This window comes from Desulfosporosinus sp. I2 (assembly GCF_000960765.1).
In the GTDB taxonomy this organism is placed as follows: Bacteria; Bacillota; Desulfitobacteriia; order Desulfitobacteriales; family Desulfitobacteriaceae; genus Desulfosporosinus.
Window position 1 is genome coordinate 1 of record NZ_JYNH01000210.1, and the last position, 5,750, is coordinate 5,750.

Annotated in this window: 5 protein-coding genes; 1 reads left to right on the forward strand and 4 read right to left on the reverse strand. The window is 43.3% G+C overall.

What is annotated here, in order from left to right:
- From UF75_RS24405 to UF75_RS24420, 4 genes are all read right to left on the reverse strand, one after another.
- Window positions 1-494: glycosyltransferase family 2 protein (locus UF75_RS24405; protein WP_045577117.1), on the reverse strand; the 494-nt coding region annotated here is incomplete at its 3' end.
- A gap of 16 nt (window positions 495-510) precedes the next feature.
- Window positions 511-2,655 carry a glycosyltransferase family 39 protein gene (locus tag UF75_RS24410; protein ID WP_045577118.1) on the reverse strand — a complete coding sequence of 715 codons (2,145 nt, stop codon included), beginning with the start codon at window positions 2,653-2,655 and terminating at the stop codon, window positions 511-513.
- 281 nt (window positions 2,656-2,936) lie between these two features.
- Window positions 2,937-4,472 carry a HAMP domain-containing sensor histidine kinase gene (locus UF75_RS24415; protein ID WP_045577119.1) on the reverse strand — a complete coding sequence of 512 codons (1,536 nt, stop codon included), beginning with the start codon at window positions 4,470-4,472 and terminating at the stop codon, window positions 2,937-2,939.
- Window positions 4,472-5,152, reverse strand: a complete 681-nt coding sequence (locus tag UF75_RS24420; RefSeq protein ID WP_045577120.1) for a response regulator transcription factor — start codon at window positions 5,150-5,152, stop codon at window positions 4,472-4,474. The genes UF75_RS24415 and UF75_RS24420 overlap by 1 nt, the downstream gene beginning before the upstream one ends.
- Before the next feature lie 404 nt (window positions 5,153-5,556).
- On the opposite strand from UF75_RS24420, the gene UF75_RS24425 reads away from it, so the two are divergent.
- Window positions 5,557-5,739, forward strand: coding sequence for a hypothetical protein (locus UF75_RS24425; RefSeq protein ID WP_207642502.1), 183 nt, complete (start codon window positions 5,557-5,559; stop codon window positions 5,737-5,739).
- Window positions 5,740-5,750 lie beyond the last annotated feature (11 nt).

Here is a 5,750-nt window from a genome sequence, read left to right on the forward strand (position 1 = left end):
CGATCCAGTAAGCGGAAATCCCCTGTATCCGTTGGGATGTCAAGATCCGTAGTGACTCTCAACAATCGATAAAACAAGTGAGCAGTTTGCTTTTTGAAAAAGGTCTCTCCCTTCCGCTTTGTGCGTTTGGCGTAAACGACTTGATACCCTTCCTTCCATTTAGCAATCATCTCTAAAATCAATTCGGGTGGATCCTGCAAATCTGCATCGATCACAACGACTGCTGCACCAGTTGCGTAATCCATCCCGGCTGTTATTGCTACTTGATGACCAAAGTTTCGGGAGAAAGAAATGAGTTTAACAGCATAATCTTGATCTCCAAATCGTTTAATCATGGTTGGGGATTGGTCACAACTACCATCGTCTACGAAAATTAGTTCATAAAGTTCTTCAGTACTATTCATAACTTGCTTTAAGCGCTGATAGGTTTGCTCTATCACTGTTTCCTCGTTGTAGACAGGAATTACTATGGAATACCGAATGTCTGTACTCATTTTCTTACCTCCCCCATTAAGGGTTAATTTCATATAGTGTTGCAGCACCGTTCCGGCCCATGCCCAATCCGCTAGAGTCAGTTGTGCTGGATTGCCATATAGACTGTGGAACGACTTTTCCATTTTGTGATATCCAGGTTTGGACATCCGAGTTTCCCCCACCTGGACCACCTGACGAGCTTAAGAAGTACTTAATCTCTTTGTTAGCGATCATCTGCTTCAATTTATCGACGGTTAAGATCGGATCTGAACCAGAAAATCCGCCCATTGCCATGACCGCTTGCCCAGTTTGAATAATGTAGGCTTCCGCTGTACCAGCATTGGTTGTGGCAAACAAGAATTTCTCGCCAGTGTTGTTGGCTGTTAAAAAGGCAAGTAGTTTAGTATCGATGGTTTCCTGCGGCTGTCCTTGACCTTGGCCTTGTGGTTGGTTTGGCATCGAACCTTGGGTTATATCTTGTGTTTGTGTCTGAGTTTGAGTTTGGTTTAGCGTTTGATCTTTTTGTGCTAGGTTTTCTGCTTGGTTTTCGTTCGAAGCTTCTTGCGTCGGATTTTGGAATTGAGTACGCCCTTGTCCTAGGCTTTGTCCCGGCATACCCGCACTACTTTGTGGTCCCGCAGCCGGCAACATGCTGTTGCCTCCATAAAGAATCGGGGTCGTTGCCCAGTAGAGTGGAGCGACGAGCAGTATCAAGATCCCGCCCAAAGCGGCAGCCTTGATCGAGGTTTGAAGTCCGGGCTTCGAAGTCCGCTTGAATTGAGGCATGCATAAATAGAGAGATATCCCGCTTCCTACTACCCCAACCACAATTGGCAAACCTAGCCCGATCTGAACCCTATAGGGCAAGAGTATATAAAGTTGAAATAAGGTCGTTCCTAAAATTCCCATCGGTAACAACCACTTCTTCCAACCATCGTGGTTTCGGTTGAAGCTCCATAATTCTACCCAGCCTGCTCCAGTGAGAGCTGCAATAGCTGGCGCAAGCATAATCAGATAGTACTGATGGAAAAACTCTGCAACACTGAAGAAGGCCATCATGGGAAGCAACCAGGCTAGCCAAAAAAGACTTTCCTTTTGCTTATCTGTTAATACCCGCTTACGACGTATGCCCATTAGCAAACCAAATGCAGCTAACAAAGCAAATGGAAGCAGCCAGCTTATTTGTCCAGATAACTGAGATTGGAATAAACGGAGCGGTCCGACAGTACCAGTATTAAACATGCCACCGCCTCCCGGGCTTCCACCTCCATCTCCCTGTTTTCCACCTGCATCTCCCGGGCTTCCACCATCATCTCCCTGTCTTCCTACTGCACCTTTGCCATCATCAGGGGGCATTTGATCCTGAGTTGGATTCACACCCCCCCTTCCTCTATCGCCTGTCAAGCGAGAGATCCCGTTATAACCGAAGGCTAATTCCAACACTGAATTTGTTTGACTGCTGCCGATGTACGGCCGGTTCTCTGCTGGAATACTGTCCACGATGAGAGGCCAAGATAACGATACCATCAGCAAGGCTACTGTTGCGGCAACTAGGACGGTTAGTTTCTTTTTTAAATTGACGTTATAGGCCAGTAAATAATAGAGATAGAAAGCGGGTAGAACCATATACGCCTGAAGCATTTTGATATTAAAGGCAACTCCAATTACAGCAAACGCTGCGATCAACCAAACCCATTTTTGGGTTCTAACCCCTTTAAATAACATCCAGGTTGCTGTTAGAAGGGTAAATACCAATAAACTATCGACGTTATTTGTGCGACTCACGGCGACAGCGATGGGTGTACAGGCAGCTACTAAAGCCGCAAGCCTAGCCGCAAGTTTACCAAAGGACGGTTTGACAAGGTCGTAAATTAGGAGAACAGACCCGACTCCTGCCAGAGCCTGTGGCAAAATTACGCTCCACCCCTGTACTCCGAACACTGAAGCGAAAATCGTCTGGACCCAGAATGCAACCGGTGGTTTATCCACCGTTACAAATCCGCCTGGATCAAAGGATGCAAAAAAGAAGTTATGGAAACTTTGTAACATACTGGTAACCGCAGCAGTGTAGTAGGCATTAGCATTTTGGTCTTGCCAAATGCCGTAGATATTTAAGAATGCGGCTAGCAGAAGGGCTCCAATTAAAAATGGATCAACACTTTTACCCTTAAATACTTTCATTGCTTTAATAACTCCTTTACAAATTAAATTTCGAAGTTGTTTCGCTGTCGCTGTCTTGGTTCTTCATTACTATAACCTGCGTTCCTGAATCATGCCTAAATGCCACCTGAGTGTTAATTGAGTGTTAGCTGAAAATTAGCTGAAAAACGAGTATCTAAAAGGCGAAAAAAGAAGCACTGTCTGCTTAATGAAGCGTAAAGTACTTTCTTCAAAGACAACTAAAAGGGAGCTATGCTCATAACGCATAGCTCCCTTTTAGTTGTCTTAAACCAAGTTTAAAGTTATTTATATTGTGCAAGATTTAACGGGAGCCATACATAAAACACGGTCCCCTCCCCAGCTGTACTGTCTACCCTTATCCCTCCTCCATGAAGCTCCACGAGCGATTTTGTAATCGACAATCCAAGTCCAGCTCCTCCGTATTTACGAGTTCTGGATGAATCACTTCTATAAAATCGATCAAACAGTTTAGGCAGATGCTCCTTAGGTATCCCAGAACCATTATCACTCACGGTCAATTCCACACCGTCAGCAACCTGATCCAAGGTAAGTTGAATTTCCCCTTTCTCAGGATCTGTGTGTTGTACTGCATTATGAAAGAGATTCAAGATGATTTGTTTCATTTTATCCTCATCAAACCGACATCTTAAATCCGCTGTAAGTCGTAAGCTGACTTTACGTGTTTCTGCCAACATCCTTAATTGAGGTGCCATGTCCTTAATGATTCCATCCAACTCCCCCTCACATAGCCGAACATTGGGAGATCGATCTAGCTTAGCAAGAAGAAGAAGGTCTTGAACTAACTTTTTCATGCGCTCGGATTCTGCGTACATACTCTTCAATGATCTGTGTAACTTATCCGGTTGATTCATCGCGCCACGAAGCAAAACTTCTATAAATCCATGGATTGAAGTCAGAGGAGTGCGGAGTTCATGAGAGGCGTCAGCAACAAAACGCCGCATCTGCTCGATCGCCTCCTTTTCCACTTTAAAGGACGCTTCTAATCTTTCAAGCATACCATTAAAAGAGACCGCCAAACGATCAATTTCCACTTGCCCCTGTTCAACAGGTAAGCGTTCGGCGAGATTTCCTGCATCGATTTGTTCCACTGTATCCACCATTTTGGACAATGGGACCAGTGTTTTTCTTAGCACGGGAATAAAAGCAAGCATACCTCCAATGAGAGCGAGCAAAGAGATCGCTAAAAACGTTAAAAGTTGCCGAGTTAAAATATCCTTCAATGGTTTTGTACTGACATTGACCTGGACCACTCCAGCCTCTTGATCTCTCGACTGAATTGTCTGAAGAACGATCAATTGCTCACTACCATCGGTTGGAGTCAAAACTTTATACGTTAGTCCGTGCTTAGAACTTTTAATAGCCTCTTTATAATCTTGTTCAGGAAGCTTAGTCGGAACCGCATCATTCTGAGAGGAACTAGAAAGTAGTGTAAGGGTTCCAGAGAGATCATAAAATGAAATCGTGGAATCCGTTGAGAAGAAAAAAGGAGCATGCCTCGGCGCACTACCACCTAATAAGTTACTGGGAGCATTATTCTTACCAGGTGTATCATGTTCTGATGAATCAGCGGCCAAGTTGCTCGATGGATTATTCGAACTACTAGAGGCTTCGCCTACTAATTTTTCCCAAGCATCTGGAGGAATTGACATGATCTGGGTTTGTACACTCAACGCTTTATTATGATACATAAAATCCAGCATGAAGATATATTGGAAGAAACCGATAATGACCAGCAACCCGGCCATAAGCAGTAAGGAACGAGATAATAGCTGAAATCGAAGTGAGTTTGTTTTCATCACAAATCAACCCTGTATCCCGAGCCACGCAACGTTCGGATTAGGCGATGTTCCTTGTCTTTTAATTTTTCCCTGAGTGACCTTATATACACCTCAACAATATTTTCATCCCCACCAAAGTCATAACCCCATACTTTATCTAAAATTTTCGCCTTGCTTAAAACCAAGCCTTGATTGATCACCAAGTATTTGAGCAATTCATACTCGGTAGTCGAGAGTTCAAGAACCCGTTGATTGTAGAGGATTTCTTTGCGCCGATCATCAATTCGGAAGGGTCCGTGCACCACTTCTTCCATCAAGTTGGGGAATTGATTGCGAATCCTCGCCTGAATGCGTGCCAGCAATTCCTCAAAACTAAACGGTTTCATCATGTAATCATCCGCCCCGAGCATTAATCCTTTCACACGGTCATCGACTTCATCCTTAGCAGTTAACATGATAATGGCAACATTCTCCGACTTTTTTAGCATTCTGCACACTTCAAAACCATCCATACCTGGCATCATAACATCAAGAATTATAATGTGAGGCTGAAATTGCTTGGCAAGGGTTACTGCCATCATCCCATCTTGAGCCGTCATCACCTCAAATCCTTCATCCTGAAGCCCCATCTCTAGAAATTCTAAAATGTTCGGTTCATCATCAACCAATAATACTTTAATTCCCTTTAATTTTTGCATGTAATAAACCCCTTTACTAAAATCCTAACTATCAACAATATTCTTGATTCGGGTGGGGTTTTTACTCCATTCGAATCTTGGGGCAGTTGGCTGTCGGATAAGTTCATTTCGTATTATAATTATGCATCACTAGGTTGAATTCAAACTGAAGAGAAGCTGAAATTTTCCTGAATCCTATCAACTGTGACATTCGGCTCTTAAATTTTGACATATGACACTAACGTTTTAGCAAGGGTATCTGATATTACTCATGGAAATCCTAGTAAATATTAAGAATTCGTGATAATCTTCCAATAAGTCCTAGTATACTCACTCAAAAGGACCTTTTCAATGTTCCGCATAACAAGTGGAAGTATATTACGATAAAGGAGATGAAATTCCCCATGAAAAAACCCAAAAAGAGCATGGATATCACGCCGAAGAAGAAGACCATCAAACCTATCTGGGATTATATTGCTGCAGCTGCCTTTGTTATTGCAGGTAGCTACTACCTTGCAACACAGCGTCCAAGTCAAGGGGCCATATATATCGTTGTTGGTCTTTTTTTCATAGTCATGACAAGAGCCCGAGCCAAAAAGAAGCACTAAAATTATCACTT

What these genes read in the sequence shown, in the direction of transcription:
- UF75_RS24410 (WP_045577118.1), bottom strand. Translation starts at nt 2,655, where the DNA reads ATGAAAGTATTTAAGGGTAAAAGTGTTGATCCATTTTTAATTGGAGCC.
- UF75_RS24415 (WP_045577119.1), bottom strand. Translation starts at nt 4,472, where the DNA reads ATGAAAACAAACTCACTTCGATTTCAGCTATTATCTCGTTCCTTACTG.
- UF75_RS24420 (WP_045577120.1), bottom strand. Translation starts at nt 5,152, where the DNA reads ATGCAAAAATTAAAGGGAATTAAAGTATTATTGGTTGATGATGAACCG.
- UF75_RS24425 (WP_207642502.1), top strand. Translation starts at nt 5,557, where the DNA reads ATGGATATCACGCCGAAGAAGAAGACCATCAAACCTATCTGGGATTAT.